We start from the raw sequence: 25,052 nt of genomic DNA, 5'->3' as shown, positions 1-25,052 counted from the left end.
CCGCCCGTAACCGCGGGGAAACCTGATCTGCACGAAGTCGGACACATCCGCACGACATCGCACATCGCCACGGACACACTGTGTGCATGACCCGCTGGCTGCGTCGCACCCCCGGTGCCTCCCGTCCTCGCATCGAGTTCGGGGCCGACTACAACCCCGAGCAGTGGCCGCGCGCGGTGTGGGAGTCCGACGTCGCGCTCATGCGCGAGGCCGGGGTGACGATCGTGACCGTCGGCGTCTTCTCCTGGGCGCTGCTGCAGCCCGCACCGGACCGCTGGGACCTCGACTGGTTCGACGACGTGCTGGACCTGCTGCACGCGGGCGGGATCGCCGTCGACCTCGCGACGGCGACGGCCTCACCTCCGCCGTGGCTGCACCACCGGCACCCGGAGATCCTTGCTGTCGACGCCGATGGCCGGATCCTCGCCCCGGGCGGGCGCCAGCACCACCGCCCGACCTCCCCGGTGTTCCGCCGCCACGCACTCGCCCTGGTCCAGCGCCTCGCCCGCCGCTACGGCGACCATCCCGCGCTCGCCGCCTGGCACGTGTCCAACGAGCTGGGCTGCCACGACGTCCACGACCACTCCGAGGACGCGCAGCGCGCGTTCCGGGCCTGGCTGCAGCGCCGCTACGACGACCTCGACCGGCTCAACCAGGCCTGGGGCACCGCGTTCTGGTCCCAGCACTACGGCGAGTGGGACGAGATCGGCACCCCGCGCCGCACCGGCCCGGGCACCCACCCGAACCCGACCCAGCAGCTCGACTTCGCCCGCTTCTCCTCCGACGCCCTGCTCGACCACCTGCGTGCCGAGCGGGACCTGCTGCGCGAGCTCACCCCGGATGTGCCCGTGACGACCAACTTCATGGTGATGGGCGAGACGAACGGCATGGACTACGCGACGTGGGCGCCGCACGTCGACGTCGTCGCCAACGACCACTACGTGTTCCCCGGCCCGGAGGCCCGCGACGAGCTGTCGTTCTCGGCCAACCTCACCGGCAACCTCGCCGGCGGACACCCGTGGTGGCTGATGGAGCACTCGACGTCGGCGGTGAACTGGCAGCCGGTCAACCGCGCGAAGCGCCCCGGGGAGCTCGCCCGCGACGCGCTGACCCACCTCGCGCACGGCGCCGACGCGCTCTGCTTCTTCCAGTGGCGCCAGTCCGCGGCGGGCGCGGAGAAGTTCCACTCGGCGATGGTGCCGCACGCCGGGCCGGCCTCGGCGCTGTTCCGCGACGTCACCGCGCTCGGGGCGACACTGCGTGAGCTGGCCCCGGTCGCCGGAGCGCGGCGGATCCCGGCGCCGGCCGCGGTGCTGTGGGACTGGCCGTCGTGGTGGGCCGCCGAGCAGCCGTTCACCCCGACCACCGAGCTGCGCTACAAGGCCGAGGCGCTCGGCTGGTACCGGGCGTTCCTCGACGCCGGGGTCCGCGCCGACGTCGTGCCGGCCGACGCCGACCTGTCCGGCTACGGGCTGGTCGTCGCCCCGGTGCTGCACGTGGTCGGCCCGGACCGCGCGGCCGCGCTGACCGCCTACGTCGAGGCCGGCGGGCACCTGGTCGCCACCTACTTCTCGGGCACCGTCGACGACGACGCGCACGCCGTCCTCGGCGGCTACCCGGGCGCGCTGCGCGACCTGCTGGGCATCCGGGTCGAGGAGTTCGCCCCGCTCGACCCGGGCGCCGTCGTCGAGCTCGACGACGGCACCACCGGCGACCTGTGGAGCGAGGCCGTGCAGGTGGTGGACCCGGCCGTCGAGGTGCTCGCCCGCTGGACCGGCGGTGGCACCGACCCGGCCGCGGGTGACCTGGCCGGGCTGCCCGCGGTGACCCGTCGTCCGGTCGGGGACGGGTCGGCGACCTACGTCCCGACCCGGCTCGCCGACCGCGCCCCGCTGCTGCGACGCCTGCTGGCCGCCGCCGGGATCGGGTCCGAGCTGCCCGGCGAGCTGGTGGGACGGGTGGAGCTGGTCCGCCGCGAGGGGTTCCGGTTCGTCGTCAACCGGACCGACGCCCCCGTCGACCTGGGGCCGCTCGGCGCGGCGGAGGTGCTCGCCGGCCCGGCCGGAACCCTGCCTCCGCGCGGGGTGACCGTCCTCCGGGACTGAACCGCACGTTCCTGCCCCTGGGAGGGCGGAAACGTGCCTCTCGGCGGCAGCGTCAGCGGCAGGAGCAGGCCGCGGACGACCGGACGCCCCGCCGCGCGGGAGGCGTGGCGGGGCGTCCGGGTCGTACGAGGTGACGCGGGGTCAGCTCGCGTCGAGGTCCTGCTCCAGCAGCTCGGCCAGGGCGGCGACGGCGGCCTCGCCCTGCTCGTCGTCGGAGGAGGTCAGCACGACCTCCTCGCCGGACTGCACGCCCAGGCCCATCACGGACAGGATGGAGGCGGCGTCGACCGGTCCACGCTCACCGTCGGCGGTCCCGATCTGCACCTTCACCCCCTGCTCCTTGGCGGCGGTGACGAACAGGTTGGCGGGGCGGGCGTGCAGCCCGACGGACGACCCCACCTTCACGCGGCGCTCGGCCATGTCGGTGTTCCTCTCGATGTGGGTGGTGGGTGTCAGCCGGCGACCGGCGCGGCGGCCGGGGCGGCGGCGGGCTGCTCGACGGCGGCCGGGGCCGGGGTGCGGCGGGCCGACTTCAGGCCGACGACCAGGGCGGCGGAGACCAGGGTGCCCGCGACGATCGCCAGCAGGTAGGCGAACGGGTTGCCGATCAGCGGGACCACGAAGATGCCGCCGTGCGGGGCGCGCAGCGTCGCGCCGAAGGCCATCGACAGCGAGCCCGCGACCGCGGACCCGGCCATCAGCGACGGGATGACCCGCAGCGGGTCGCCCGCGGCGAACGGGATCGCGCCCTCGGTGATGAACGAGGCGCCCAGCAGCCAGGCGGCGCGGCCGTTCTCCTGCTCGACCTTCGTGAACAGGTTCTTGCGGACGGTCGTGGCCAGGGCCAGCGCCAGCGGCGGGGTCATGCCGGCCGCCATCACCGCGGCCATGATCATCAGCGCGGTCTCCGACCCGGTGGACAGCCCGGCGACGGCGAAGGCGTAGGCGGCCTTGTTGACCGGACCACCCATGTCGAAGGCCATCATCAGGCCGAGCAGGGCGCCGAGCAGGATCGCGTTGGTGCCCGACAGACCGTTGAGCCAGTTGGTCAGGCCGGTCGTGGCGGCCGCGAGCGGCGTGCCGACGACCAGGAACATGATCGCGCCGACGACGGCGGTGCCGATCAGCGGCAGCACCAGCACCGGCATGATCCCGGCCAGGGCGCGCGGCGGCTGCCACAGCTTGAGGCCGTAGACGACCGCACCGGCGAGCAGGCCGGCGACCAGGCCGCCGAGGAACCCGGCATGGGTCTGGACGGCGATCATGCCGCCGACGAAGCCGGGCACCAGTGCCGGGCGGTCGGCGATGGCGTAGGCGATGAAGCCGGCCAGGACCGGGACGAGGAAGCCGAACGCCAGGCCGCCGACCTGGAAGAACAGCGCGGCCCAGGACTGCACCGCACCCGGGTCGAACACGACCGAGGCGACGCCGTTGTCGTCGAAGGAGACGACGTCGGGGGCCTCGTTGATCTGGTAGCCGCCGAGCGCGAAGCCCAGCGCGATCAGCAGACCGCCGGCCGCGACGAACGGGATGACGTAGGAGACACCGGTCATCAGCCAGCCGCGGAGCTTGGAACCGAAGCCCGAGCCGAAGTTCTTGGTGTCCAGGTCGGACCCGTCGCGCTGGGCCGGGACGGCGGCCGCGGCCGAGCCCTTCGGCTGCGCGGTGGCCTTCGCGACGGCCTGCTCGATCAGGCCCGGCGCGCCGCCGATGGCCTTCTTGACCGGGGAGGTGACCGTCGGCAGGTGCGCGAAGCGCTCCTTGTCCCGCACCTCGACGTCGGCGGCGAGGATGATCGCCTCGGCCTCGTCGAGCTGGGCCTGGGTGAAGGGTGTCGAGCCCGCCGAACCCTGGGTCTCGACGACGATCTCGTGCCCCGCCTCCTCGGCGGCGACCTCGAGGGCTTCGGCGGCCATGTAGGTGTGGGCGATGCCCGTCGGGCACGCGGTGACGGCGAGGAGCTTCATGCTCCCACCTCCTGCTGGATGAAGGTCGCGACGGCGGCCGGGTCGGTGGCGTTGCGGAGCTCGTTCTTGAACGAGGCACGGACCAGGCGACGGGCCAGCGCGGCGAGCACCGTCATGTGGTCGGTGTTCCCGCCCTCCGGGGCGGCGATCATGAAGATGAGGTCGGCGGGGCCGTCCTCGGCGCCGAAGTCGACACCCGACGGAGCCCGGCCGAAGGCCAGGGTCGGCTCGGTGACGGCCGCGGAGCGGCAGTGCGGGATGCCGATGCCGCCCTCCAGGCCGGTCGGCATCTGTGCCTCGCGGGCCTCGATGTCGGCGAGGAAGGTGTCCAGGTCGGTGACCCGGCCCGCCCGCACGAGGCGCTCGGCGAGGGCGGTGACGGCGGTCTTCCTGTCGGCCGACGGCACGTCGAGGTCGACCAGATCAGCGGTGATCAGTGCGGTCATGCGGCATCTCCGGTGAGAGCGAGGGTGACGTCCGGCGTGGGTGCCAGTTCGACGTCGTCGATTCGGATGTCGGCCGGACCCGGCGTGGCGGAGCCGGGCAGTCGGCAGGCGGCGGCGCCGTAGGCCACGGCGTGGCGCAGGGCGTCGGGTCCCTCCCCGCCCGCAGCCAGGAACCCGGCCAGGGTGGAGTCACCGGCGCCCACCGTGCTGAGCACGGTGATCGGAGGGGTCCGGGCGTGGTACTCGCCGGACCGGTCGACCAGCAGGGCGCCACCGGCGCCCAGGCTGACCAGGACCGCGCCGATCCCGCGGGCACGCAGCTCGCGGGCGGCCAGCAGCACGTCGCCGAGGCTGCCCAGCGGGCGCCCGACGAGCTCGGCCAGCTCGGCGTGGTTGGGCTTCACGAGGTCGGGGGCCGCCGTGACGGCGTGGTGCAGCGGCGCGTCCGAGGTGTCGACGGCGATCCGCAGGCCGGGCCGGCGGCAGCGCCGGACCAGCTCCGCGTAGAAGTCGTCGCGCACACCGGAGGGCAGCGAGCCGCAGCCCACCAGCCAGGTCGCGCCCGCGCCGAGCGCGCAGGCCCGGTCCATCAGGGCCTCGACCTCGTCGGCGGACAGGTGCGGACCCCGCTCGTTGATCTTCGTGGTGACGCCGTCCGGCTCGACCAGGGTGATGTTCACCCGGGTGGCCTCGGTGATCGGCACCGCGACGGTCGTGACGTCGGTCGGCTCCAGCAGCGCGGCCAGCCGCTCGCCGGGCGTGGCACCCGACGGCATCAGGGCCACCGTGCGGTGCCCGGCCGAGGCCAGGGCGCGGGCGACGTTGACGCCCTTGCCACCGGGGTCGATCCGGACCGATCCGGCCCGGTGGACCTCGCCGCGCACCAGGTGCGGCAGCGCGATGGTCCGGTCCAGGCTCGGGTTCGGGGTGACCGTCACGAACATCCGCGGAGCGGGGACGGAACGGGGTGTCATGCGCGTACCACCTTGGGGCCGGCGGCCTCGAGCACGGCGGCGTCCGCCGCGGCGAGGCCGGTGTCGGTGATCAGCGTGTCGACCTCGGCCAGCGTGCCGAAGCGGACGAACTGGTCGGAGCCGAACTTGCTGGCGTCGGCGAGGACGACGGTGCGGCGCGCGGCGCGCAGCATCGCCCGCTTGGTCGCGCCCTCGCCCGTGTCGGGTGTGGTGAGGCCGCGGGCCACGGAGAAGCCGTTGGTCCCGAGGAAGGCGACGTCGATCGTCAGACCGGCCAGCACCTCCGTGCCCCAGTCGTCGACGGTGGCCAGCGTCGTCCCGCGGACCCGGCCGCCGAGCAGCCGCAGGTCCACGTTCGGACGTCCGGCCAGCGAGGACGCGATCGGCAGCGAGTTGGTGACGACGGTGACGTCGCGTTCGCGGGGCAGCGTGCTCGCGAGCCGGGAGGTCGTGGTCCCGGCGTCGAGCAGGACGGTCGCGGCGGTGCCCAGTTCGGCGAGTGCGGCCTTGGCGATCCGCTCCTTCTCCGCGCCGAACTGGCTGTCGCGCTGGCCGACCCCGGGCTCGAAGTTCAGCAGGTCCGACGGGATCGCCCCGCCGTGCACCCGGCGGACGAGCCCCTGGCGCTCCAGGGCCCCGAGGTCCCGGCGGATCGTCTCGGGGGTGACATCGAGCTCCTCGGCGACGGCGGCCACGTCGACCCGGCCCCGGTCCCGGGTCCGGTCGAGCAGCCACTGCTGACGCTCCGCTGCGTACATCTTTGTTCGCTCCCGCTTCGATGCTTGCTTGTGTCTGAGTATGTGGGTTTTACTGTGTTTGTCAACGGGTCACGCCGACGTAACCCCGGGAGCCACTCCATGCCGAGCACGACCGCCCTCACCGGAATCCCTGCCAGCCCCGGCCGCGCCGGCGGCCGCGTCGTCCGCGTCGCCGAGCCGCCGGGTGAGCCGGCCGCCGGTCCCGCCCCGGCCGACGCCGCCGCCGAGGCCGCGCGGATCGCGCCGGCCGTCGAGCTGGTCTCGCAGCGCCTGACCGCACGCGCCGCGACCGTCACCGGCGCCGCGAAGGAGGTGCTGGAGGCGACCGTGTCGATGGTCGGGGACCCCACGTTGCTGGAGAACGCGGAGAACCTGGTGACCGGGCAGGGCCGGCCCGCCGCGCGTGCGGTGTGGGAGGCGGCGAACGCCTTCGCCGAGATGCTGTCGTCGATGGGCGGCTACATGGCCGAGCGCGCCCGCGACATCCACGACGTGCGGGACCGCATCGTCGCCGAGCTGCTGGGGCTGCCCGCACCGGGCGTGGCCGACCTGGACGCGCCCGCCGTGCTCGTCGCGACCGACCTGGCCCCGGCCGACACCGCCGGGCTGAAGCCAGGAGTCGCGCTCGCCCTGGTCACCGAGCAGGGCGGCCCGACCAGCCACACCGCGATCCTCGCGCGCTCGCTGGGGATCCCCGCGGTCGTCGGCTGCGCGGGCGCGGCCGGGATCGCCGAGGGCGCCGCACTGACCGTCGACGGCGGGACCGGCGAGGTCGTCGAGGTCGCCACCCTGGACGAGGCGACCGCGTTCGCCGCCGCCGCCTCGGTCACTGCCGAGTGGGACGGCGTCGGCCGCACCGCCGACGGCATGGTCGTGCCGGTCCTGGCCAACGTCGGCGACGGCCCCGGCGCGGTGAAGGCCGCGGACGCCCGCGCCGAGGGCGTCGGTCTGTTCCGCACCGAGCTCGCGTTCCTCTCCGCGGCCGACGAGCCGACCGAGGCCGCCCAGCGCGAGGTCTACACCGCGGTGCTGTCCGCGTTCGCCGGCAGGCCGGTCACCGCCCGCACCCTCGACGCCGGCGCGGACAAGCCGCTGCCGTTCCTGTCGCTCGACGGCGAGCCCAACCCCGCCCTCGGCGTGCGTGGTCTGCGGATCGCCCGCGTCCCCGGCAACGGCGACGGCGTGCTGGATCGCCAGCTCGCCGCGCTCGCCGCCGCGGCGAAGGAGACCGACGTCGAGCTCAAGGTGATGGCACCGATGGTCGCCACCGCCGAGGAGGCGCGCTGGTTCGTGGAGCGCTGCCGGGCGCACGGGATCACCCAGGCCGGCGTGATGATCGAGATCCCGGCCGCGGTGCTCACCGCCGACGAGATCATGGCCGAGGTCGACTTCGTCTCGGTCGGCACCAACGACCTGGCCCAGTACCTGTTCGCCGCGGACCGCCAGTCCGGTCCGGTGGCCGCGCTCAACGACCCGTGGCAGCCGGCGCTGCTGCGGCTGATCGGGCTGCTCGGCGAGGCCTCGGCGCGCACCGGTACCCCGGTCGGGGTGTGCGGCGAGGCCGCGGCCGACCCGGGACTCGCCGCGGTGCTGGTGGGGCTCGGCGTCGCGAGCCTGTCGATGGGCTCGGGGGCGCTCGCCGCGGTCGGGGCGACCCTCGCCGGGCTGACGGTGGAGCAGTGCCGGGAGCGGGCCAGGGCGGCCTGCGCCGCGGCCGACCCGATCGCGGCCCGCCGGGCCGTCGCCGCCCTCGACGGCTGAGGTCCCCGTTCGCCCTGGGCGGAGCTGCCCAGGGCAGAACCGGGCGCGGACCGGGCCGTCCTCCGGCCACGGTGGGGTCATGAGCGACTCACCACGCACCCCACGCTTCGACGACCGGGCCCGCCGTGACCTCTACGACCAGCGGGTCGTCGTGCTCGACGGCCCCCTCGACGACGACAACGGCACTCTGCTCGCCACCCAGGTCGTGGCACTGGCCGCCCGCGACCCGGACGCCGACATCGCCTTCTGGATCCACTCGCCCGGCGGGTCGGTGCCGGCGATGCTGGCGCTGCGGGACCTGTTCCGGCTGGTGCCCTGCGACGTGTCGACGCTCGTGCTCGGCATCGCCTACAGCGCCGGGCAGTTCCTGCTCTCGGCGGGCACGCCGGGCAAGCGGCGCGCGCTGCCGCACTCGCGGGTGCTGATGCACCAGGGCTCGTCGGGGATCGGCGGGACCGCCGTCGACATCGAGCTGCAGGCCGACGACCTGCGCCACACCCGGGACACGGTGCTCGGCCTGATCGCTCAGGACACCGGACAGCCGGTCGACCGGATCTTCACCGACTCGCTGCACGACCGCTGGTACTCGGCGACCGAGGCGCTCGACTACGGCTTCGTCGACGCCGTCGTGGACTCCTTCGACCAGGTGGTGCCGCGCCGTGGTGCGGTCCCGACCGGCTTCGGCGTGGGGCGGTGACGGCGATGAGCACCTACACGATCCCGAACGTCATCGCCCGCACCCCGAGCGGCGAGCGGGTCCTCGACGTCTACTCCCACCTGCTCACCGAGCGTGTCGTCTACCTGGGCACCGAGATCGACGCGGGCGTCGCGAACGCGTTGATCGCCCAGCTGCTGTTCCTCGAGGCCGACGACCCCGACCGCGAGGTGCAGCTCTACGTCAACTGCGGGGGCGGGGACCCCAGCGCGATGCTCGGCATCTACGACACGCTGCGCCACGTCCGCTGCCCGGTCGCGACGACGTGCGTCGGCCAGGCCGTGTCGGTGGGCGCGGTGCTGCTCGCCGCCGGGACCGAGGGCCGCCGGGGCGCGTTGCCGCACGCCCGGGTCGTGCTGCACCAGCCCGCGGCGCAGGGCCGCGGGTCCATCCCGGACCTCATCCTGCAGGCCGACGAGCTGGTCCGGATCCGCGCCGACATCGAGGAGATCCTGGCCCGCCACACCGGGCAGACCGTGGAACGGCTGCGTGCCGACACCGACCACGACCGGGTGTTCACCGCGGCTGCGGCGCGCGACTACGGCCTGCTCGACACGGTGCTCGAGCCGCAGCCGCCGCGGACCCGGGAACGCCGGTGAGGGTCAGGCGGCGAGCGCGTAGGCGCACTGCGGCCCGCGGGGTCGCGGCGCGGCCGCCAGACCGTCGGCGACGCCGCGGGTCAGCCCGGCCAGGTCGGTCCCGAGCGCCCCGGCGACGGCGGCGATCATCTCGCTGGAGGGCTCCTTGCGGCCCCGCTCCACCTCCGAGAGGTACTGCGGTGACACCCCGGCGCGCCCGGCCGTCGCGTGCAGGGTCTCGCCGCGGACGTGCCGGCGTCGTCGCAGCTCGCGGCCGAGTGCGTGCCGCCAGAGGGGTTCGCTCATGGGGGCACGGTAGGGCCGGACGGTCCCCGTCGTCCCCGGGTTCCGCCCACAGCGGAACCCGGGGACGGGCGGTCAGGCCTTCAGGAAGTCGAGCAGGGCGGCGTTGAACTCCTCGGGGTGGGTGGCGTTGAGGCCGTGCGGGCCACCCTCGATCAGCACGAGCTGCGCGCCCTTGATCGACTCGTGGGAGCGCTTGCCGGACACCTCGAACGGGACGATCGCGTCGGCGTCGCCGTGGATGACCAGGGTCGGGATGCCGGCGTCGGAGACCTTCTGCACGTCGCCGCGGAAGTCGGTGCGCCCGAACGCGGCGATGCAGTCCAGGGTGCCCTTCGGCGACGCGAACTCGGCGATCGTGCGGTGGTGGACCCGGCTCGGCTCGCTGATCAGGTCGGTGCGGTCACCCGCGGCGAAGAAGTTCGTCGTGAACCCGTCCAGGAAGGCGATCCGGTCGCCGGTCACACCACCCTGGAACTGCTCGATGGTGGCGTCGTCGAGGCCGCCGTCGGGGTTGTCGTCGGACTTGTACAGGTACGGCGGGACGGCCGCGGCCAGCACGGCGCGGGCGACCCGGTCGGTGCCGTGCTTCGCGATGTAGCGGACGACCTCGCCGCCGCCCATGGAGAACCCGACGAGGGTGGCCTCGCGCAGGTCGAGGTGCACGAGCAGGGCGTGCAGGTCGTCGGCGAAGGTGTCGTAGTCGTAGCCGTCCCAGGGCTGCGAGGACTGCCCGAAGCCGCGACGGTCGTAGGTGACGACCCGATGGCCGGCCTCGACCAGGGCCGGGACCTGCTTCTCCCAGGAGCGGCCGGAGAGCGGCCAGCCGTGGATCAGCACGACGGGCGCACCGGACCCCTGGTCGGTGTAGTGCAGCTCGAGCGGGCTGCCGCTCTCGGTGCCGATGCTGAGCTGGGGCATGGGGCCCTCCCTGGGAGATCGGTTGTGTGCAACCGAAAGCCTACGCCTCCCCGGCGAGGAGTCATCACTCGACGGTGTCGACCTGCCCGAGCACGCGCTCCAGCACGGCGCGGACCGTCGCGTCCTCCACCGTGTAGTAGACGTAGGTCCCCTCGCGCCGGTTCTCCACCAGGCCCGAGAGCCGCAGCTTCGACAGGTGCTGGCTCACCGCGGTGGGGGCGGCGCCGACCAGGTCGGCCAGGCAGGCCACCGAGGACTCGCCCTGCATCAGTGCCCAGAGGATCTTGACCCGGGTCGGGTCGGAGAGCATGCGCATCGCGTCCGCCACCCGGCGGACCTCGTCCTCGGGCGGCATCGCGAAGCCGGGAATGGACTCGTGCACGCCGCCGAGAATACCTGCGTGACTGCGCGGATGGTCCACCGTCTCAGCATCTGGATGGCTGACTGCGTATCTTCGTGTATGCGCAGATACGGTTCCACGCATGCGATCCGCTCTCACCCTTCCCGAGGTCCGCTGGGCCGGGGCCGCCCTGCTGGCCTTCCTGGCCGCGCTCGGGGCCGACCTGCTCGGCGCTCCGTCCGCGGTGGTCGTCGGCCTGTACCTGGCCTGCTACGTCCTCGGCGGCTGGGAGCCCGCGCTCGAGGGCCTGTGTGCGCTCGGGGAGAAGCGGCTCGACGTCGACCTGCTGATGATCGTCGCCGCGGTCGCGGCGGCGGCGATCGGACAGTGGTTCGACGGCGGCCTGCTCATCGTCATCTTCGCGACGTCCGGGGCGCTGGAGTCGGTCATGACCGCCCGTACCCGGGCCAGCATCGACGCGCTGCTCGACCTCGCCCCGGAGAAGGCCGTCGTCGTCGACGACGACGGTGCCGAGCACACCGTCCCGGCGGCCGGGCTCGTCGCGGGACAGGTCGTCGTCGTCCGTCCCGGGGAGCGGATCCCCGGCGACGGCACCGTGCTCGACGGTGTGTCGGAGGTCGACACCTCCGCGCTGACCGGGGAGCCGGTCCCGGCCCGCACCGGCCCCGGCGACGCGGTGCTCGCTGGCACCGTGAACGGCACCGGCGTGCTGCGGGTGCGGGTCTCGCGGGACGCGGCGGACACCGTCGTCGCGGGGGTCGCGGCGCAGGTCGAGCGGGCCGCGGAGACCAAGGCGGGCCGCCAGCTGTTCATCGAGCGCGTCGAGCAGCGCTACTCGGTGCTGGTCGTCGCGGGGACGGTGCTGCTGCTCACCGTGCCGCTGCTGCTCGGTGCCCCGTTCACCGAGACACTGCTCCGCGCGATCGTCTTCATGATCGTGGCCTCGCCGTGCGCGATCGTGCTCGCGACGATGCCGCCGCTGCTCGCCGCGGTCGCGGTGTCCGGCCGGCGCGGAACGCTGGTCAAGGACGTCACCGTGCTGGAGGCGCTCGCCGAGGTCGACACCGTGGTGCTGGACAAGACCGGCACGCTGACCTCCGGCCGCCCGCAGGTGGTGTCGGTGACCCCGCTGGGGTCCCGGTCCGCCGACGAGCTGCTCGCCCTGGCCGGGGCCGCCGAGGCCGGCAGTGAGCACGTGCTGGGCCGGGCGGTCCGCGCGCACGCCATGGAACGCGGCCTGCGGCTGCCACGGGCCGAAGGGTTCACCGCGGTCCCGGGCGAGGGGGTGCGGGCGGTCGTCGACGGGCGGAGCATCGCCGTCGGGCGCCCGGAGCTGGCCGGCGACGTCGAGGTCCCGGGGGTCGCGGCGCTGCAGGAGGCGGGGCGGACCGCCGTCGTGGTGCTGGTGGACGGCGAGCCCGCCGGGGTGCTCGGGCTGTCCGACGAGCCGCGCCCGGGTGCCGCGGACGCGCTGGCCGCGCTGCGCCGGGAGGTCGGCGGCGAGCCGCAGGTGCTCACCGGCGACGCCGAGCGCCCGGCCCGGGTGCTCGCCGGCCGGCTCGGCCTGACCCGGGTCCGGGCCGGGCTGCTGCCCGACGGCAAGGTCGAGGTCGTCCGCGCCGAGCAGGCGAAGGGTCGCCGAGTGCTCGCCGCGGGTGACGGCATCAACGACGCACCGCTGCTCGCCTCGGCCGACGTCGGGCTCGTCGTCTCCGAGGGGGCGGGGGCGCTGTCCCTGGAGGCCGCCGACGGCGTGCTCACCCGGGATCCGCTCGGCTCGCTCGCGCCGCTGGTGGTGCTGGCCCGGCGGGCACGGCGGATCGCGCGGGCGAACCTGGCCTTCGCCGCCACGGTGATCGTCGTCCTGGTCGGGTGGGACCTGGTGGGGACGTTGCCCCTGGTCGTCGGCGTCGCCGGGCACGAGCTGTCCACGGTGCTGGTGTGCCTGAACGGGCTGCGGCTGCTCGTCGTCGCGCGCCGGGAGGACCGGCGGGCCCGGTCCGCCGTCGCGCCGGCCGTGCCGGTCGAGCGGGAGCGCGTCGGCGTCTGAGGCCCGCCCCTCACGCGGGGGCGGCGTCCAGCGCGGCCAGCGCCATCCGGCGCAGCACCGCGGCCCGGGCGTCCGCCCCGCGCGCGGACGGCTGCTCGGCCCGCGGTGCGTACGGCGTGGAGTTGAGCAGGCCGAACACCCCGTGTGCGACGGTGCGGGCCTCGGCCGGGGCGACGTCGGGGTGCACCCGGCGCAGGGTGTCCACCCACAGCTCGACGTAGGTGCGCTGCAGCCGTCGCACGGTGCGGCGCGGCTCCTCGGGCAGGTTCGCGAGGTCCCGGTCCTGCACGACGATCAGCTCCGGCTCGCGGGTCGCGAACGCGACGTGGAAGTCGACGAGGTCGGCCAGCGCGGCCCGCGGGTCGTCGTGGTGCACGCGGGCCCGCCCGCCGTCGAGCAGCCGCTCGGAGATGTCGATGAGCAGCTCCGCGAGCAGCGCCTCCTTGCCGGGGAAGTGCCGGTAGAGCGCGGGGCCGCTGACGCCGACCGCGGCGCCCAGGTCGGCGATGCTCACCCCGTGGAAGCCGTGCCGGGCGAACAGTCGGGCCGCCTCGGTGAGGATCTGCTCGCGCCGCGACGGGGCCTCCGTGCGCGTGCCCGCGCCGTCCGGGGGAGAGGCTCCTGCTGCGGCCATCGGGTGATCGTAGCGTCGTCGGTTAACGGATGTTAACGCCTGGTGCGGTCCGTCTCAGGTTGCGCACAGGTCGACGGCGATACCCTCGTGGGCGTGATGAGGACCCTGCGCCGGATGCGTGAGCGTCTCGGCGTGCGCGCGGCGTCCGCCCTGGCGGCGGCCGCGGCGGTCGCGATGGTGCTCGTCGTCGCCGGTGTGTCGCTGGTGCTGATCCTGGAGGGCCAGCTCAAGCGCAACACCGAGGAGGCGCTGCTGGCGAACGCCCAGCAGGTCGCCGAGCGGATCCAGGCGAACTTCGCCGACTACCGCCCCGGTGACCCGGCCAAGGAGAACGCGGTGGTCACCACCGCCCGCCGGACCGACTTCGTGCAGGTCGTGACCGCCTGGAGCGACCGGACCGGTGCCCCGGACGACCGCGTCGGGTCGAACGGCCAGGGGCGCAACATCGAGGTGTTCGCCGCCTCCGAGCCGCTGGACGACCGGCCGCAGCTGGTGGACTGGGTCCTGGCCCCGCACGAGACGCGGTCCCAGATGGACGTGCCGGTCACCTACCACGACGCCGGGGGCCCGGGGCTCGACCCCCGGTCCGGCCCGCTGGAGACCGAGGACATGATGGTCGTCGGGCTCGGTGTGCGGGCCTTCGACCGGCCGATCACGATCTACTCCGCCCAGCCGACCGACCAGATGCACCGGGCCGTCGACCTGGTCACCTGGCTCGTCGCGGGCGGTGTGCCGCTGCTGGTGCTGGTCGCCGGCGGCTTCACCTACCTGTTCGCCGGTCGCGCGCTGCGCCCGGTGGAGGACATGCGCGCCCGGGTCGCGGGCATGGGGGACAAGGATCTGTCCCAGCGTGTCGACGAACCCGTCGCGCGCGACGAGGTCGGCCGCCTCGCCCGCACCATGAACCAGATGCTCGGGCGGCTCGAGTCCTCCCAGGCCACCCAGCGCCGCTTCGTCGCCGACGCCAGCCACGAGCTGCGCAGCCCGCTCGCGACCGTGTCGACCGGGCTGGAGCTGCTCGGCTCCGGGATGCCGGAGTCCTCCGCGGACCGGGCCACCGTCGACGTGCTGCGCGGGGAGGCCTCCCGGCTGACCGGCCTGGTCGAGAACCTGCTGTTCCTCGCCCGCGCGGACGAGCGCGGCATCGCTCCGCGCCGCGAGGAGGTCGACCTCGACGAGATCGCCGACGCCGAGCGGGAGCGTCCGTCGGCCGAGACCGCCGTCGCGGTCCGGGTGACGAGCGAGCCCGTCCGGGTGGTCGGTGACCGCGGGCAGCTGGTCCGGGTGCTGCGCAACCTGGTCGACAACGCCAAGCGGCACGCGTCGTCGATGGTCGCGGTGTCGGTCCGCGCCGAGGGCGGCGTCGCCGTGATCGAGGTCGACGACGACGGCAACGGCGTCCCCGAGGCCGACCGCGCCCGGGTCTTCGAGCGCTTCGTCCGGCTCGACGAGGCCCGCGCCCGCGGCGACGGCGGCTCCGGGCTCGGCCTCGCGATCGTCGCCGAACTGGTCGCGGCGCACGGCGGGACGGTGGAGGCGACCTCGTCGCCGGAGCTGGGCGGGGCCCGGTTCCGGGTCACCGTGCCCGCCGCGCCGGCGCCGCTGCCCGAGGAGGAGACCCCCGAGCCGGTCGGTGCCGAGCACGCCGGCGCCGACGCCGGGCCCTCCGCGGAGCTGTGCGACGACCGGCCCTCCGGTCCGATCCCGCGGGTGACCACCAGGTCCCGGTGGGCGCGGGAGGAGGAGCCCGCCGACTTCGGCCCGGACGCCTGGGTGGGGCACGGCGGGCAGGACGATGCCGACCGCGGGGCGCCCGAGCATGTCGCGGTGCAGGCCGGGGCGGTGCAGGCCGGGGCGGTGCAGTCCGGGGCGGTGCAGGGTGCGTCGCCGCGCGGGACCGCCGGTCCGGGTGGCATGATGCGCACGCCCGGTGACCCGGCCGTCACCCACGGCTCGGGCACGGACGGTCGGCCCTCGGACAGCGCTCAGGGGACGGCCCCGCCCGACCCGGAGGACGACGTGTCCGCACCGCCCGCCCACAGTCGTCTCGACCCGCCGACCGGCCCGCTGCCGATCCGGCCGAACACCGTCGGCAGCCCGTTCGACGAGAACGCCACCCGGCCGTTGCCGGTCGTCACGCCGCGGGAGCAGCGGGGCCGCGCCGGCACCGCCGTCGCCGGCCGGGAGACGACCCGCGAGGCACGTGACACCCGGGACGCCGGGCGCCAGCCCGCCCTGGCCGGGCGCGAGCCGGTCGTCACGCCGTCGCCGCGGCGGCCGTCCGACCGTCGTCGCTGAGCGGGTCCCCGCAGGTCAGCGGGGCGTCGCGGGCGCGGGCTCGGACATCCGGTAGCCGACGCCGCGCAGCGTCTCGATGCTGTGCGTCCCGAACGGAGCGTCGATCTTGCGGCGCAGGTAGCCGACGTAGACCTCGACGACGTTGACCTCGCCGTCGTAGTGGGCGTCCCAGACCGAGCGCAGGATGTCGGTCTTGGTCACGACCTGCCCGGTGTTCTGCATCAGGTGCTCGAGCACGCCGAACTCGCGCGGGGTCAGCGGGATCTCGGTCTCGCCGCGGTGCACCCGGTGGGTCCCCGGGTCCAGCGTGAGGTCCCCGACCCGCAGGACGGTCGGTGCGGCCTCCCCGGCCCGGCGCAACAGCGCGCGCAGCCGGGCCTGCAGCACGACGAACGAGAACGGCTTGGTCAGGTAGTCGTCCGCGCCGAGGTCGAAGGCGTCGGCCTCGTCGTACTCGCCGTCCTTGGCGGTCAGCATGAGCACCGGCGTCCACACGCCCCGGTCGCGCAGGTGCTGCAGGATCCGGTAGCCCGACAGGCCCGGCAGCATGATGTCGAGGATGACCACGTCGTGCCGGCCGGTCAGCGCGAGCTGCAGCCCGGTGGGGCCGTCGTGTGCGACCTCCACCTCGTGCCCCTCCCCGGTCAGGCCCCGGCGGACCAGTTCGGCGAGCGGCTTCTCGTCCTCGACCAGCAGCAGGCGCACGTCTCCCAGAGTAGAGGTCGCCGCTGCCCGCCCTGGACGACGCGTGTTAACAACCGCTAACCTGTTAACAGTTATTAACAGACAGCGTTCCCCGGGAGGTCCGATGACGGCACCGCAGGCCCCACCCGCGCCGGCCCCGGAGGCCCCGCGGCTCGGCACGGCGGTGGACCCGGCCGACCCGCGCGCCGTAGAGAACGACGCCGCGCACCGCGCCCTGGTCGCCGACCTGCGCGACCGGCTGGAGCGGACCCGGCTCGGCGGGCCGGAGCGCTCGCGGGCCCGGCACGTCGAACGCGGGAAGCTGCTGCCGCGCGACCGGGTGGACGCGCTGGTCGACCCGTCGTCGCCGTTCCTGGAGTTGTCCCCGCTGGCCGCCCACGGCATGTACGACGACCAGGCCCCCGGCGCCGGGATGATCACCGGGGTCGGGCGGGTCGCCGGCCGGGAGGTCGTGGTCGTCGCCAACGACGCGACCGTCAAGGGCGGCACCTACTACCCGATGACGGTCAAGAAGCACCTGCGCGCGCAGGAGGTGGCGCTGCACAACCGGCTGCCGTGTGTGTACCTGGTCGACTCCGGGGGCGCGTACCTGCCCGAGCAGGACGAGGTGTTCCCCGACCGCGAGCACTTCGGCCGCATCTTCTACAACCAGGCGCAGATGTCGGGCCGGGGCATCCCGCAGATCGCCGCCGTCCTCGGGTCCTGCACCGCGGGTGGCGCCTACGTCCCCGCGATGAGCGACGAGGCCGTGATCGTCCGCAACCAGGGCACGATCTTCCTGGGCGGCCCGCCGCTGGTGAAGGCCGCGACCGGTGAGGTCGTCACCGCCGAGGAGCTGGGCGGCGGGGACCTGCACGCGAAGGTCTCCGGCGTCACCGACCACCTCGCCGTCGACGACGCGGACGCGCTCGCCCGGGTCCGCGCGATCGTCGCGACGCTCGGCCCGCGTGCCCCGCGGCCGTGGGAGGTGCGCCCCACCGAGGAGCCCGCCGTCGACCCCGCCGGGCTCTACGCCGCGGTGCCCACCGACACCCGCACTCCCTACGACGTGCGCGAGGTGATCGCCCGCGTCGTCGACGGCTCCCGGTTCGCGGAGTTCAAGTCCGAGTACGGCACCACCCTGGTGACCGGGTTCGCCCGGATCCACGGCCACCCGGTCGGGATCGTCGCCAACAACGGGATCCTGTTCTCCGAGTCCGCGACCAAGGGCGCGCACTTCGTCGAGCTGTGCGACCAGCGCGGCATCCCGCTGGTGTTCCTGCAGAACATCTCCGGGTTCATGGTCGGCCGCGAGTACGAGGCGGGCGGCATCGCCCGCAACGGCGCGAAGATGGTCACCGCCGTCGCCTCCACCCGGGTGCCGAAGCTGACCGTCGTCATCGGCGGGTCCTTCGGCGCCGGCAACTACGCGATGTGCGGGCGGGCGTACTCGCCCCGGTTCCTGTTCATGTGGCCCAATGCCCGCATCTCGGTCATGGGCGGCGAGCAGGCGGCCACCGTGCTCGGCACCGTCGGCAACGCCGATCCGGACGCGATCCGCGCCCAGTACGAGGAGCAGGGACACCCCTACTACTCCACCGCCCGGCTGTGGGACGACGGCGTCATCGACCCCGCCGACACCCGCACCGTCCTCGGGCTGTCGCTGTCCGTCGCCGCCAACGCGCCCCTGGCCGACCCGGCCTTCGGCGTCTTCCGGATGTGAGGCCCCCCATGGGATCGGCACTGTTCGACACCGTCCTGGTCGCGAACCGCGGTGAGATCGCGGTCCGCGTCATCCGCACCCTGCGTGCGCTGGGCGTCCGGTCGGTCGCCGTGTACTCCGACGCCGACGCTGCGGCCCCGCACGTCCGCGCCGCCGACGAGGCCGTCCGGATCGGCCCGGCCGCCGCGGGCGAGTCCTACCTGTCGGTGGAGAACGTGATCGCCGCCGCCCGGGCGACCGGTGCGCAGGCGATCCACCCCGGTTACGGCTTCCTGTCCGAGAACACCGCGTTCGCCGCCGCCTGCGAACGGGCGGGGATCGCCTTCGTCGGGCCGCCGTCGTCGGCGATCGAGGCGATGGGCGACAAGATCCGCGCCAAGCAGACCGTCGCGAAGGCCGGGGTGCCGGTCGTGCCCGGGTCCGACGGCGCCGGCCTCACCGACGACGACCTGGCCGCCGTCGTCGCCGACATCGGGTACCCGGTGCTGCTCAAGCCGTCGGCCGGCGGCGGCGGCAAGGGCATGCGCGAGGTCCACACCCCCGATCAGCTGGCCGACGCGATCGCCGGTGCGCGTCGCGAGGCCCGCGGTTCCTTCGGCGACGACACCCTGCTCGTCGAGCGGCTGGTCACCACGCCGCGGCACATCGAGATCCAGGTGATGGCCGACGCGCACGGCACCGTCGTGCACCTCGGTGAGCGCGAGTGCTCGCTGCAGCGCCGCCACCAGAAGATCATCGAGGAGGCGCCGTCCGCTCTGCTCACCCCCGCGCAGCGCGCGGAGATGGGCCGCGCCGCCTGCGAGGCGGCGCGCTCGGTCGGCTACACCGGCGCGGGCACCGTCGAGTTCATCGTGAGCTCCGACCGGCCCGAGGAGTTCTTCTTCCTGGAGATGAACACCCGTCTGCAGGTCGAGCACCCGGTCACCGAGGAGGTCACCGGCCTGGACCTGGTCGAGCTGCAGCTGCGCGTCGCCGCCGGAGAGCCGCTGCCGATCACCCAGGACGACGTGGTCCTCACCGGGCACGCGGTGGAGGCCCGGGTGTACGCCGAGGCCGCCGCGGTCTCTGGTGACGCGCTCACCTTCCTCCCGTCCGGCGGGCCGGTGCTGGACTGGACGCCGCCGCCCGGGGTGCGGGTCGACGCCGGGATCGAGACCGGCACCGTGGTCGGGTCGGACTACGACCCGATGCTGGCCAAGGTGATCGCCCACGGCGCCACCCGCGACGAGGCGCTGCGCCGGCTCGACGCCGCGCTGCGCGACACGGTGCTGCTCGGGCTCGACTCCAACATCGGGTTCCTGCGGGCCCTGCTCGCCGACGACGACGTCCGCGCCGGGCGCCTCGACACCGGGCTGATCGCCCGGCGCGGCGCCGCACTCGTCGACGACACGGTGCCCGCCGACGTCCTCGGTGCCCTCGCCGGTCTCGGGCTGCTGCGCCGGGAGCCGGCCGGGCCCGTGGTGGACCCCTTCGACGTCCCCGGTGGCTGGCGGGTCGGGGAGCCCGCCTGGACGGTGAGCCGCCTGGTCACCGGGGGCGCCGACGGTGCCGCCGAGGTGCGCGCCCGCGGCCGGGCGGCCGGGTTCGACCTGGCGCTGCCCGCCGCGGACGGGCCGGCGGACGGGGTTCCGGGGGACATCGCCGTCCCGGCGTCGGTATCACCCGCCGCGGCCGTCGTCCGGTGCCGCACCGCCGCCGTCGCACCGGGGGTCGTGGAGCACACCCAGGACGGGCGCACCCGCCGGTTCGCCGTCGCCGAGGGTGCCGACGGGGTCGTCTGGATCGGCCGCGACGGGCACGCCTGGAGCCTGCGGGAGCAGGCGCCGACGGAGGCCGCCGCGATCGCCGGCGGCGCGGGCGGGCCGGTCGTCTCGCCGATGCCGGGGACGGTCACCGTCGTCGAGGTCACCGACGGGGACGCCGTCGTCGCAGGTCAGAAGCTGGTCGTCGTCGAGGCCATGAAGATGGAACACGTGCTCACCGCCCCCGTCGACGGGACGGTGCGCGAGCTGAGGGCCCGGGCCGGAGCCACCGTCGCGAAGGACGCGGTGCTGCTCGTGGTCGAGCCCGTATCGGAGGAGCAGGCATGACCGTCGCCCAGGACACCACCACCGCCGAGGAGTACGAGGCGCTGCGCGCCGCGGTCGAGGAGTTCGCGCGCACCGAGGTGGCCCCGGTCATCGGGGACCTCTACATCCGCGAGGAGTTCCCGTACGCGATCACCGCGAAGATGGGCGAGATGGGCCTGTTCGGCCTGCCCGTCCCGGAGGAGTACGGCGGGCAGGGCGGCGACTACCACGCCCTCTGCCTGGCCCTGGAGGAGCTGGCGCGGGTCGACTCCTCGGTCGCGATCACCGTCGAGGCCGGCGTCGGGCTCGGTGCCATGCCGATCCTGCGGTTCGGCACCGACGAGCAGAAGTCGCGCTGGCTGCCCGACCTCGCCGCGGGCCGCGCGCTGGGCGCCTTCGGGCTCACCGAGCCCGGCGGCGGCTCCGACGCCGGCGCCACCCGCACCACCGCCCGGCTCGACGGCGGCGAATGGGTGATCAACGGATCGAAGTGCTTCATCACCAACTCCGGCACCGACATCACCTCGGTGGTCACCGTCACCGCCGTCACCGGTGAGAAGCCGGACGGCCGCAAGGAGATCTCGGCGATCCTCGTCCCGGCCGGCACCCCCGGGTTCACGGTGAGCGAGAAGTACTCCAAGGTCGGCTGGAACTGCTCCGACACCCGCGAGCTCTTCTTCGACGACGTCCGCGTCCCCGAGGCGAACCTGCTCGGCGAGCGCGGTCGCGGCTACGCCCAGTTCCTGTCCATCCTCGACGAGGGCCGGGTCGCGATCGCGGCGCTGGCGACCGGGCTGGCCCAGGGCTGCGTCGACGAGTCCGTGCGCTACGCCGGTGAGCGCGAGGCGTTCGGGAACACCATCGGGTCCTACCAGGCGATCCAGTTCAAGATCGCCGAGATGGAGGCCCGCGCGCACACTGCCCGGCTGGCCTGGCAGCACGCGGCGCGGCTGCTCGTCGCGGGCGCGCCGTTCAAGAAGGAGGCGGCGATCGCCAAGCTCGTGTCGTCGAACGCCGCGATGGACAACGCGCGCGACGCCACCCAGATCTTCGGCGGCTACGGCTTCATGAACGAGTACCCGGTCGGGCGGTTCTACCGCGACGCGAAGATCCTCGAGGTCGGCGAGGGCACCTCCGAGGTGCAGAAGATGCTGATCGCGCGCCACCTGGGCCTGTGACGACGATCCGTTCGGTCACCGAACGACATTCCCGTCACGCGCGTGACGACCGTGATGCGGTGCCGCGCCCGTGTCCGGGGTAGACCGGTGTCATGAGCAACGAGGTCAACCACCAGGTACGGCTCGCCGCGCGCCCGCAGGGCACCCCCGGCCCGGAGGTGTGGGACCACACCACCGAGCCGGTGCCCGAGCCCGGCGAGGGCCGCATCGTCGTCCGGGTCAGCCACATCTCGCTGGACCCGGCGATGCGCGGCTGGATGAACGAGGGTCGCTCGTACGCGCCCCCGGTCGGGATCGGCGAGGTGATGCGCGCGCTCGGCCTCGGTGAGGTCGTCGCCTCGAAGAACCCGGACTTCGCCGTCGGCGACACCGTCACCGGCGTGCTCGGCGTCCAGGAGTACACCGAGAGCGACGGCCGCGGCCTCCAGAAGGTCTCCCCGACCGCGGACGTGCCGCCGGAGCGCTACCTCGCGCTGCTCGGCATGACCGGCATGACCGCCTACTTCGGGCTGTTCGACGTCGGTGCCCTCTCAGAGGGGGAGACGGTCGTCGTCTCCGGTGCGGCCGGTGCCGTCGGGTCGGTGGTCGGGCAGCTCGCGAAGGTCAAGGGCGCCCGGGTCATCGGCATCGCGGGCGGTCCGGAGAAGTGCGCGTGGATCACCGACGAGCTCGGGTTCGACGCCGCGATCGACTACCGCTCGGAGAACGTGTCGCAGCGGCTGAAGGAACTCGCCCCCGACGGCGTGGACGTCTACTTCGACAACGTCGGCGGGGAGATCCTCGACGCCGTGCTCGGCAGGCTCGCGATGCACGCCCGCGTCGTCCTCTGCGGCGCGATCAGCCAGTACAACGCCGAGGGCGGCATGACCGGCCCGAAGAACTACATGAACCTGCTGGTCAGCCGGGCCCGGATGGAGGGCTTCCTGGTCGGGGACTACGTCCCCCGCTGGGGCGAGGCCGGCAAGGAGCTCGCCGGCTGGCTCGCCGAGGGCCGCCTGCACAGCCGCGAGGACGTCGTCGACGGCACCGTCGACGACTTCCCGGAGGTCTTCGGAAAGCTGTTCCGCGGCGAGAACACGGGCAAGCTCGTGCTCCGGCTGAAGCAGGGCTGACCCCGACCGGCACCATGGCGGGGTGCGCCTCGCCATGGCCCGGACCGCCGTCGTCGTCTCGGGGGCGGCGATCCTCGTCGTCGAGACCCTCGCGACCCGGCTCGTCGCGCCCTACGTCGGACTGACCCTCGAGTCGACCACCGCCGTGATCGGGGTGGCCCTCGCCGGGATCGCGGCGGGGGCCTCGCTCGGCGGGCGGTGGGCCGACGAGCGCGACCCGGTCGCCGTCGCCGCGCTGATGCTGGTCGTCGGCGGGCTGGGCACCCTGGCCGTACGGCCGGTGGTCCGGCTCCTCGGGCCGCTGCTCGGCGCCGGGCCGTACGCCGCGGTCGTGCTCGTCGCCGCGTCCACCCTGGTCTCGGTGACGGCGCTGGCCGCGGTCACCCCGGCCGTCACCAAGGCCCGGCTGACCGGGCTGGACCGCTCCGGCGAGGTCGTCGGCGGGCTGTCTGCCGCGGGCACCCTCGGGTCGCTCGCCGGCACCTTCCTCACCGGGTTCGTGCTGGTCGCACTGTTGCCGGTGAGCGCGATCCTGCTGGTCACCGCAGCCGCCTGCCTCGTGCTCGGGCTCGTCCTCGCGCCCCGTCGGCGGCGCTCGGACATCGCGAAGGGCGGCGCCGCGGCGCTCCTGCTGGCCGTCGCGCTCGTCGCGCTCTCGGGACGCTGCGACGCCGACACCACCTACTACTGCGCCGCCGTCCGGACCGACCCCGCGGACCCGGCCGGTCGCTACCTGGTGCTCGACGACCTGCGTCACTCCTACGTCCGCCTCGGCGATCCCGCGCACCTGGAGTTCGCCTACACGAAGCGGTTCGCCGCCGCGATCGACACCGCGTTCCCGCAGCCGCGCCCGGTCGACGCGGTGCACGTCGGCGGCGGCGCGCTGACCATGCCGCGCTGGCTCGCCGCGACCCGCCCCGGCAGCACCTCGACCGTGCTGGAGCTGGACCCCGGCGTGATCGACCTCGGGGTCCGGTCGCTCGAAGCCGGCGCGATCCCCGGCACGACCGTCCGGACCGGCGACGCCCGGGTGAACCTCGCCGCGCTGCCCGACGACTCCGCCGACCTCGTCGTGGGCGACGCCTTCGGTGCCCGCTCGGTGCCCTGGCACCTGTCCACCGCGGAGTTCCTCGACGAGGTGGCGCGGGTGCTGCGCCCGGGCGGGGTGTACGTGCTCAACGTGATCGACCGGTACCCGCTCGACCTGGTCCGGGCCGCCACCGCGACCGTCGAGTCCCGGTTCGCGACGACGATGCTCCTCGCCCGCCCCGACGAGTTCGCCCCGGCGGGGGCGGGAACGTCGTGGTCGTCGCCTCGGACCGGCCGCTCGACCCGGCCGCGCTCGACGCCGCCGTCGCCCGCTCCGGCGAAGCGGGCGCGGTCCTCGACCCGGCCCGCACCGCCGCGTTCACCGAGGGGATGCCGGTCCTGACCGACGACCGCGCCCCGGTGGACCAGCTGATCACCACCGGTCTGGCGGGGTAGGACGCCGACCCCTCCGTGCCCCGGGGTGCTGTGCCCCCGCTCGCCCTGTCCCGCGTGGCCCGCCCCCGCCCCGCTCGGCTGCACGCCGGGGCCCGCTGTGCCGCGCCTCCGTCGCCGGCCGGCCGGGCGCCCCGCCACACCGCGTCCCGCCACACCGCGTCCCGCCACACCCCGCGACCACACCCGCCGAGATGCAGCTCAGCGGGAATTGTGGATCTTCAGTGCCCGCTGAGCTGCATCTCGGCACCGGTGATCCGAGCACGGACGATCCGTCGGCCTGCCGGCCGTTCGTCTCGGTGGAATCAGTCCGGGCTCGGACGATTCGGTGCAGTTGCCGAGCAGCCTCGGGTGCGGCGGGGGCCCACCGGGGCGAGGCGCACCACCGGGGAAGCTGAGGCCGGCCGTGCGGGGGCCGGATCACGCTAGGGTCGGCGACGGGGTCCGGTGGGCCCCGTCGGACGATCGAGGGGGAGACGGGCGTGGCGACCTGGGAGGACCTGAAGGCCTACGTCGTGGTCCGGTACGAGATCGTGCGCCAGGGTGCGGACGAGCTGCGCTTCCGGCTGCCGACGACCGAGGACCGGGACCAGCTCGTCGTCGTGAAGCGGGTGCGGGAGGGCGCGGGCCGGCCCGGCGTCGAGGTCACCGACGCGGCGGCCGCCGTCGCGGACCCGGACCAGGAGTGGGTGCAGATCGAGTCCCCGGTCGCCCGGCTCGGCGAGGTCGACCTCGGCCGTGCCCTGGAGCTGGCCGGGCCGTCGGTGGTCGGCGGGCTGGCCGCGGAGGAGGGCGTCGTGGTGTTCCGGCACTCCATCCCGCTCGGCCCGGCCGCGCTCGACGGGTTCGAGTTCCCGTTCCGCCAGGTCGTCCACCTCGCCGACGAGCTGGAGCACGCGCTCACCGGGCGCGACGACCACTGACGTCACCGTG

Annotated in this window: 22 protein-coding genes; 12 read left to right on the top strand and 10 right to left on the bottom strand. The window is 74.5% G+C overall.

Annotated elements, in window-relative coordinates; all coding sequences use genetic code 11:
• The first annotated feature begins 86 nt into the window (after positions 1-86).
• Positions 87-2,105 carry a beta-galactosidase gene (locus Ae505Ps2_RS05510; protein WP_075309621.1) on the top strand — a complete coding sequence of 673 codons (2,019 nt, stop codon included), beginning with the start codon at positions 87-89 and terminating at the stop codon, positions 2,103-2,105.
• A gap of 141 nt (positions 2,106-2,246) precedes the next feature.
• Here the strand turns inward: Ae505Ps2_RS05510 and Ae505Ps2_RS05505 are convergent, their stop codons facing one another.
• From Ae505Ps2_RS05505 to Ae505Ps2_RS05485, 5 genes are read right to left on the bottom strand one after another with little or no spacing between them, the layout of a single operon-like run.
• Positions 2,247-2,525, bottom strand: coding sequence for an HPr family phosphocarrier protein (locus Ae505Ps2_RS05505; RefSeq protein ID WP_020621690.1), 279 nt, complete (start codon positions 2,523-2,525; stop codon positions 2,247-2,249).
• A gap of 32 nt (positions 2,526-2,557) precedes the next feature.
• Positions 2,558-4,072, bottom strand: coding sequence for a fructose-specific PTS transporter subunit EIIC (locus Ae505Ps2_RS05500; RefSeq protein WP_020621689.1), 1,515 nt, complete (start codon positions 4,070-4,072; stop codon positions 2,558-2,560).
• Entirely contained in the window at positions 4,069-4,518 is a 450-nt protein-coding gene (locus Ae505Ps2_RS05495; protein WP_060714010.1) for a fructose PTS transporter subunit IIA, read from the bottom strand. The genes Ae505Ps2_RS05500 and Ae505Ps2_RS05495 overlap by 4 nt, the downstream gene beginning before the upstream one ends.
• The gene (gene pfkB, locus Ae505Ps2_RS05490; RefSeq protein WP_020621687.1) at positions 4,515-5,462 is read right to left on the bottom strand and encodes a 1-phosphofructokinase; all 948 of its coding nucleotides are present in this window, start codon (positions 5,460-5,462) and stop codon (positions 4,515-4,517) included. Before pfkB ends, Ae505Ps2_RS05495 begins: the two co-directional genes overlap by 4 nt.
• A 26-nt stretch (positions 5,463-5,488) precedes the next feature.
• Positions 5,489-6,250: a DeoR/GlpR family DNA-binding transcription regulator gene (locus Ae505Ps2_RS05485; RefSeq protein ID WP_020621686.1), complete on the bottom strand. Its 762-nt coding sequence runs from the start codon at positions 6,248-6,250 to the stop codon at positions 5,489-5,491.
• Positions 6,251-6,349: 99 nt separating this feature from the next.
• Here Ae505Ps2_RS05485 and Ae505Ps2_RS05480 point away from each other — a divergent pair, with 99 nt between their 5' ends.
• From Ae505Ps2_RS05480 to Ae505Ps2_RS05470, 3 genes are all read left to right on the top strand, one after another.
• A complete protein-coding gene (locus Ae505Ps2_RS05480) occupies positions 6,350-8,011 on the top strand; it encodes a putative PEP-binding protein (protein ID WP_075553458.1) in 1,662 nt (553 codons plus the stop codon).
• Between the two features lie 79 nt (positions 8,012-8,090).
• Positions 8,091-8,708 (top strand): ATP-dependent Clp protease proteolytic subunit, encoded by a 618-nt coding sequence (locus Ae505Ps2_RS05475; protein ID WP_075309625.1) that lies wholly within the window; start codon positions 8,091-8,093, stop codon positions 8,706-8,708.
• A gap of 5 nt (positions 8,709-8,713) precedes the next feature.
• A complete protein-coding gene (locus Ae505Ps2_RS05470) occupies positions 8,714-9,325 on the top strand; it encodes an ATP-dependent Clp protease proteolytic subunit (protein ID WP_075312677.1) in 612 nt (203 codons plus the stop codon).
• Between the two features lie 3 nt (positions 9,326-9,328).
• Here the strand turns inward: Ae505Ps2_RS05470 and Ae505Ps2_RS05465 are convergent, their stop codons facing one another.
• From Ae505Ps2_RS05465 to Ae505Ps2_RS05455, 3 genes are all read right to left on the bottom strand, one after another.
• The gene (locus tag Ae505Ps2_RS05465; RefSeq protein WP_075309627.1) at positions 9,329-9,610 is read right to left on the bottom strand and encodes a helix-turn-helix transcriptional regulator; all 282 of its coding nucleotides are present in this window, start codon (positions 9,608-9,610) and stop codon (positions 9,329-9,331) included.
• Positions 9,611-9,682: 72 nt separating this feature from the next.
• Positions 9,683-10,528 (bottom strand): alpha/beta hydrolase, encoded by an 846-nt coding sequence (locus tag Ae505Ps2_RS05460; protein ID WP_020623406.1) that lies wholly within the window; start codon positions 10,526-10,528, stop codon positions 9,683-9,685.
• Positions 10,529-10,592: 64 nt separating this feature from the next.
• Complete coding sequence (locus Ae505Ps2_RS05455) at positions 10,593-10,910, bottom strand: metalloregulator ArsR/SmtB family transcription factor (protein WP_020623405.1); 318 nt, start codon at positions 10,908-10,910, stop codon at positions 10,593-10,595.
• 100 nt (positions 10,911-11,010) lie between these two features.
• Between Ae505Ps2_RS05455 and Ae505Ps2_RS05450 the strand changes: the two genes are divergently transcribed.
• Positions 11,011-12,939 (top strand): heavy metal translocating P-type ATPase, encoded by a 1,929-nt coding sequence (locus Ae505Ps2_RS05450; protein WP_083695364.1) that lies wholly within the window; start codon positions 11,011-11,013, stop codon positions 12,937-12,939.
• Positions 12,940-12,949: 10 nt separating this feature from the next.
• On the opposite strand, the gene Ae505Ps2_RS05445 is transcribed toward Ae505Ps2_RS05450, so the two are convergent.
• Positions 12,950-13,573 carry a TetR/AcrR family transcriptional regulator gene (locus Ae505Ps2_RS05445; protein ID WP_075309631.1) on the bottom strand — a complete coding sequence of 208 codons (624 nt, stop codon included), beginning with the start codon at positions 13,571-13,573 and terminating at the stop codon, positions 12,950-12,952.
• A 96-nt stretch (positions 13,574-13,669) separates the two neighbouring features.
• Between Ae505Ps2_RS05445 and Ae505Ps2_RS05440 the strand changes: the two genes are divergently transcribed.
• On the top strand, positions 13,670-15,871 hold the full coding sequence (locus Ae505Ps2_RS05440) for an ATP-binding protein (RefSeq protein ID WP_249265374.1): 2,202 nt from the start codon (positions 13,670-13,672) through the stop codon (positions 15,869-15,871).
• Between the two features lie 15 nt (positions 15,872-15,886).
• Here the strand turns inward: Ae505Ps2_RS05440 and Ae505Ps2_RS05435 are convergent, their stop codons facing one another.
• Positions 15,887-16,576: a response regulator transcription factor gene (locus Ae505Ps2_RS05435; RefSeq protein ID WP_075309635.1), complete on the bottom strand. Its 690-nt coding sequence runs from the start codon at positions 16,574-16,576 to the stop codon at positions 15,887-15,889.
• 103 nt (positions 16,577-16,679) lie between these two features.
• Here Ae505Ps2_RS05435 and Ae505Ps2_RS05430 point away from each other — a divergent pair, with 103 nt between their 5' ends.
• The 6 genes from Ae505Ps2_RS05430 (at position 16,680) to Ae505Ps2_RS05405 (ending at position 25,042) form a co-directional block, all read left to right on the top strand.
• Positions 16,680-18,278, top strand: coding sequence for a carboxyl transferase domain-containing protein (locus Ae505Ps2_RS05430; protein WP_139318899.1), 1,599 nt, complete (start codon positions 16,680-16,682; stop codon positions 18,276-18,278).
• 8 nt (positions 18,279-18,286) lie between these two features.
• A complete protein-coding gene (locus Ae505Ps2_RS05425; protein ID WP_075309637.1) occupies positions 18,287-20,368 on the top strand; it encodes a biotin carboxylase N-terminal domain-containing protein in 2,082 nt (693 codons plus the stop codon).
• Positions 20,365-21,525, top strand: coding sequence for an acyl-CoA dehydrogenase family protein (locus tag Ae505Ps2_RS05420; RefSeq protein WP_020627022.1), 1,161 nt, complete (start codon positions 20,365-20,367; stop codon positions 21,523-21,525). Before Ae505Ps2_RS05425 ends, Ae505Ps2_RS05420 begins: the two co-directional genes overlap by 4 nt.
• Before the next feature lie 92 nt (positions 21,526-21,617).
• Entirely contained in the window at positions 21,618-22,637 is a 1,020-nt protein-coding gene (locus Ae505Ps2_RS05415) for an NADP-dependent oxidoreductase (protein ID WP_075309639.1), read from the top strand.
• Between the two features lie 22 nt (positions 22,638-22,659).
• A complete protein-coding gene (locus tag Ae505Ps2_RS05410; protein WP_212567610.1) occupies positions 22,660-24,069 on the top strand; it encodes a fused MFS/spermidine synthase in 1,410 nt (469 codons plus the stop codon).
• 532 nt (positions 24,070-24,601) lie between these two features.
• On the top strand, positions 24,602-25,042 hold the full coding sequence (locus Ae505Ps2_RS05405; RefSeq protein WP_020627019.1) for a hypothetical protein: 441 nt from the start codon (positions 24,602-24,604) through the stop codon (positions 25,040-25,042).
• Positions 25,043-25,052 lie beyond the last annotated feature (10 nt).

It is taken from the genome of Pseudonocardia sp. Ae505_Ps2 (assembly GCF_001932425.1).
Lineage (GTDB): Bacteria > Actinomycetota > Actinomycetes > Mycobacteriales > Pseudonocardiaceae > Pseudonocardia.
Note: the sequence above shows the minus strand (reverse complement) of the source record. Positions and strands in the feature narration are given on the sequence as shown.

What these genes read in the sequence shown, in the direction of transcription:
- Ae505Ps2_RS05510 (WP_075309621.1), top strand. Translation starts at nt 87, where the DNA reads ATGACCCGCTGGCTGCGTCGCACCCCCGGTGCCTCCCGTCCTCGCATC.
- Ae505Ps2_RS05505 (WP_020621690.1), bottom strand. Translation starts at nt 2,525, where the DNA reads ATGGCCGAGCGCCGCGTGAAGGTGGGGTCGTCCGTCGGGCTGCACGCC.
- Ae505Ps2_RS05500 (WP_020621689.1), bottom strand. Translation starts at nt 4,072, where the DNA reads ATGAAGCTCCTCGCCGTCACCGCGTGCCCGACGGGCATCGCCCACACC.
- Ae505Ps2_RS05495 (WP_060714010.1), bottom strand. Translation starts at nt 4,518, where the DNA reads ATGACCGCACTGATCACCGCTGATCTGGTCGACCTCGACGTGCCGTCG.
- pfkB (WP_020621687.1), bottom strand. Translation starts at nt 5,462, where the DNA reads ATGTTCGTGACGGTCACCCCGAACCCGAGCCTGGACCGGACCATCGCG.
- Ae505Ps2_RS05485 (WP_020621686.1), bottom strand. Translation starts at nt 6,250, where the DNA reads ATGTACGCAGCGGAGCGTCAGCAGTGGCTGCTCGACCGGACCCGGGAC.
- Ae505Ps2_RS05480 (WP_075553458.1), top strand. Translation starts at nt 6,350, where the DNA reads ATGCCGAGCACGACCGCCCTCACCGGAATCCCTGCCAGCCCCGGCCGC.
- Ae505Ps2_RS05475 (WP_075309625.1), top strand. Translation starts at nt 8,091, where the DNA reads ATGAGCGACTCACCACGCACCCCACGCTTCGACGACCGGGCCCGCCGT.
- Ae505Ps2_RS05470 (WP_075312677.1), top strand. Translation starts at nt 8,714, where the DNA reads ATGAGCACCTACACGATCCCGAACGTCATCGCCCGCACCCCGAGCGGC.
- Ae505Ps2_RS05465 (WP_075309627.1), bottom strand. Translation starts at nt 9,610, where the DNA reads ATGAGCGAACCCCTCTGGCGGCACGCACTCGGCCGCGAGCTGCGACGA.
- Ae505Ps2_RS05460 (WP_020623406.1), bottom strand. Translation starts at nt 10,528, where the DNA reads ATGCCCCAGCTCAGCATCGGCACCGAGAGCGGCAGCCCGCTCGAGCTG.
- Ae505Ps2_RS05450 (WP_083695364.1), top strand. Translation starts at nt 11,011, where the DNA reads ATGCGATCCGCTCTCACCCTTCCCGAGGTCCGCTGGGCCGGGGCCGCC.
- Ae505Ps2_RS05445 (WP_075309631.1), bottom strand. Translation starts at nt 13,573, where the DNA reads ATGGCCGCAGCAGGAGCCTCTCCCCCGGACGGCGCGGGCACGCGCACG.
- Ae505Ps2_RS05440 (WP_249265374.1), top strand. Translation starts at nt 13,670, where the DNA reads ATGAGGACCCTGCGCCGGATGCGTGAGCGTCTCGGCGTGCGCGCGGCG.
- Ae505Ps2_RS05430 (WP_139318899.1), top strand. Translation starts at nt 16,680, where the DNA reads ATGACGGCACCGCAGGCCCCACCCGCGCCGGCCCCGGAGGCCCCGCGG.
- Ae505Ps2_RS05425 (WP_075309637.1), top strand. Translation starts at nt 18,287, where the DNA reads ATGGGATCGGCACTGTTCGACACCGTCCTGGTCGCGAACCGCGGTGAG.
- Ae505Ps2_RS05420 (WP_020627022.1), top strand. Translation starts at nt 20,365, where the DNA reads ATGACCGTCGCCCAGGACACCACCACCGCCGAGGAGTACGAGGCGCTG.
- Ae505Ps2_RS05415 (WP_075309639.1), top strand. Translation starts at nt 21,618, where the DNA reads ATGAGCAACGAGGTCAACCACCAGGTACGGCTCGCCGCGCGCCCGCAG.